This is a genomic window from Streptomyces sp. NPDC055078 (assembly GCF_053607985.1).
In genome coordinates this window covers 1-3387 of the sequence record NZ_JBSGUP010000794.1, presented here as the reverse complement: position 1 = coordinate 3387, position 3387 = coordinate 1, and the positions used below count along the sequence as shown (strand labels likewise).

General features: G+C 71.2%; 2 protein-coding genes. One reads left to right on the top strand and one right to left on the bottom strand.

The window, feature by feature from the left end:
• A partial coding sequence (locus ACWF94_RS36795) for a gamma-glutamyltransferase (protein WP_453498988.1) occupies nucleotides 1-634 on the top strand: 634 nt, incomplete at its 5' end.
• Nucleotides 635-815: 181 nt separating this feature from the next.
• Here the strand turns inward: ACWF94_RS36795 and ACWF94_RS36790 are convergent.
• A complete protein-coding gene (locus tag ACWF94_RS36790) occupies nucleotides 816-3101 on the bottom strand; it encodes an ATP-binding cassette domain-containing protein (protein WP_453498986.1) in 2286 nt (761 codons plus the stop codon).
• Nucleotides 3102-3387: the final 286 nt, after the last annotated feature.

The following is a 3387-nucleotide window of genomic DNA, read 5'->3' as shown; positions in this document are numbered from 1 at the left end:
GCCGCCGCCCGCGCCCCAGGCCGGGCCCGCCCCCCGGGCCACCGGCGCCCGGCCCAGCGGCGACACCGTGGCCGTGGTCGCGGCCGACGAGGAGGGGTTTGCCGTCTCCCTCATCCAGAGCCTGTTCCACAGCTTCGGTTCCGGCATCCTGGACCCCGCGACCGGCATCGTCCCGCACAACCGAGGTTCGTTCTTCGATCTGGCCCCCGGCTCCCCGAACCGGCTCGGCGGGGGCGTCAGGCCCGCGCACACACTGATGCCGGTCCTCACCCGCCGCGCCGGTGTCATCACCGGCGCCCACGGCACCATGGGCGGCAAGGCACAGCCCCAGATCCACGCCCAGCTGGCGCTGCGGCTGAACGCGGGCGACGATCCGGCCGTCGCGCTCGCCCGCCCCCGCTGGGTGATCGGCGGCCTGGGCGTCGACGAGCCCGCCGGGGTGGCCTCCGTGGAGAACACCGTCCCCGACGCCGCCGTGGCCGCCCTGCGCGGGAGCGGATACCGCATCCGGATCTGTGCCGACCTGGACGAACAGGTCGGCCACGGTCAGCTCGTACGCCGTACTCCCGACGGCCGCTTCCACGCGGCGACCGACCCGCGCAGCGACGGCTCGGCGACGGCGGCGAACGCCTGAACGCCCGGGGGCGTACATGGTGGGCCCGCCTCCCCGGCGGCGAACCGCTGACCGGCCCGCGCCCGCGCCCGCGTCCGGGCCCGTCGTCCTGGGCGCCCGGGGCCGTCCCGGTGGACGGGGCGGTCGTCGGCCGGAAGGTGTCCCGGCCCGGCGGCCGCCCCGTGTCCCGGAGCGGGACCCGTCAGCCGCCCACGTACTGCCTGAGGTGCTGCGCCGTGAGCGTGTCGGCGGAGGCAACCAGCTCGGCAGGGGTGCCGGTGAAGACGATCTCTCCGCCGTCGTGGCCGCCGCCGGGTCCGAGGTCGATCAGCCAGTCGGCGTGGGCCATCACCGCCTGGTGGTGCTCGATGACGACGACCGAGTTGCCCTCGTCGACGAGCCGGTCCAGCAGGGCGAGGAGCTTGTCGACATCGGCCATGTGGAGTCCGGTGGTCGGCTCGTCGAGGATGTACGTCGAGGACTTCTCGGCCATGTGGATGGCCAGCTTGAGCCGCTGGCGCTCGCCGCCGGAGAGGGTGTTCAGCGGCTGGCCGAGGCGCAGATAGCTCAGCCCCACATCGGTGAGCCGCCCGAGGATGGTGTGCGCCTGGCCGGTGGGGAAGAAGTCGTACGCCTCGGCGACGGACATCCCGAGGACCTCGCTGATGTTCTTGCCCCGCAGCAGATGGGTGAGCACCTTGGGGGTGAACCGCCGCCCCTCGCACTCCTCGCACCGCGAGGCGACCCCGGCCATCATCGCCAGGTCGGTGTAGACGAGCCCCAGCCCGTTGCAGTTGGGGCAGGCGCCTTCCGAGTTCGCGCTGAACAGGGCGGCCTTGACACCGTTCGCCTTGGCGAAGGCCGTACGGATCGGGTTGAGGAGTCCGGTGTAGGTGGCCGGGTTCGAGCGGCGGGAGCCCCGGATCGGTGACTGGTCGGCGACGACCACGCCCTCGCGGTCGGCGAGGTAGCCGTGGATCAGCGAACTCTTGCCGGAGCCGGCGACTCCGGTGATGACGGTGAGCACACCGAGGGGGATGTCGGCGTCGACGCCCTTCAGATTGTGCAGATCGGCGCCCCTGATGGAGAGCTGACCGAGGTGCGGGCGGACGCTCTCGCGCAGCCGGGCCCGGTGTTCCAGATGGCGTCCGGTGAGGGTGCCGGAGGCGCGCAGCCCCTCGACGTCCCCGGTGAAGCAGATCTCGCCGCCGGCCTCGCCCGCTCCGGGTCCCAGGTCCACCACATGGTCGGCGATCGCGATCACCTCGGGCTTGTGCTCGACCACGAGCACCGTGTTGCCCTTGTCCCGCAGGAGGAGCAGCAGATCGTTCATACGCTGGATGTCGTGCGGGTGCAGTCCGATGGTCGGCTCGTCGAAGACGTAGGTCACATCGGTGAGGCTGGAGCCGAGGTGACGCACCATCTTCACCCGCTGCGCCTCCCCGCCGGAGAGGGTGGACGCGGGCCGGTCCAGGCTCAGATAGCCGAGCCCGATCTCGTCCAGGGACTCCAGCAGATGGCCCAGACCGTCCAGCAGCGGGCCCGCGCCCGGGTCGTCCAGGGTGCGGACGAACGCGGCGAGGTCGCTGATCTGCATCGCCGAGCACTGGGCGATGTTCACACCGTCGATGGTGGAGGAGAGGGCGGCGCGGGTGAGCCGGGTGCCGTCGCACTCCGGGCACCGGGTGAAGACCACGGCGCGGTCCACGAAGGACCGGATATGGGGCTGGAGGGCCTCACGGTCCTTGACCAGCCAGCTCCGCCGGATCTTGCCGACGAGGCCCTCGTAGGTGAAGTTGTTGGAACCCACCTTGACCTTGACGGGCGCCTTGTGGAGGAAGTCCTCCCACTCCTGGTCGGTGAAGTCCTTCAGCTTCTTGTCGGCGGGGAAGAAGCCGGAAGCGACGATGATGGACCATGGCCAGGAGTCGACGGGGTAGCCGGGGACGTTGATCGCGCCGTCGTTGAGCGACTTCTCCCGGTCGACGAGCTGGTCGATGTCGATGTCGGACGCCTGCCCGAGCCCCTCGCACCGGGGGCACATGCCCTCGGGCAGATTGAAGCTGAAGGCGCCGGAGGTCCCGATGTGGGGGGTGCCGAGGCGGCTGTAGATGATCCGCAGCATGGTGTAGGCGTCGGTCGCGGTGCCGACCGTGGAGCGCGAGTTCGCGCCCATCCGCTCCTGGTCGACGACGATGGCGGCGCTCAGATTGTGCAGCGCGTCGACGTCGGGGCGGCCCTGGCTCGGCATGAACGACTGGATGAACGCCGTGTACGTCTCATTGATCAGCCGCTGCGACTCGGCGGCGATGGTGCCGAAGACCAGGCTCGACTTGCCGGACCCGGAGACTCCGGTGAAGACCGTGAGGCGGCGTTTGGGCAGATCGATATCGATGTTGCGCAGATTGTTCTCACGGGCTCCCCGGACCTGGATGACGGTGTGCCCGTCGGCGGGAACCGGCGGGTGGGAGGGTACGGCAGCGGGCATGGAGATGACCTTCGCTTTCTTTCCGGACGCGGAGCCCCGGCCGACCTGCCCGGCCCCCTGCCCCACCGCGTGGCGCGCGGCGGACCCGGGCGGGACTCCGCACCCATCTTCGCGTACTCGCGCCGTAGGCCGCTTCCGGTGGATCCTGCTGGGCTCGCGTGCCCTGGCACCGCACCTCGCCGTTCGGTGAGAACTTTCTCCTCCGGAGGGCGGACCCCGCCGCGGTGGACGAGACTCGGTCCCCGGGTGAACCGGCGGGCCGGCGGGGTGCGGCCGAGGCGTACGC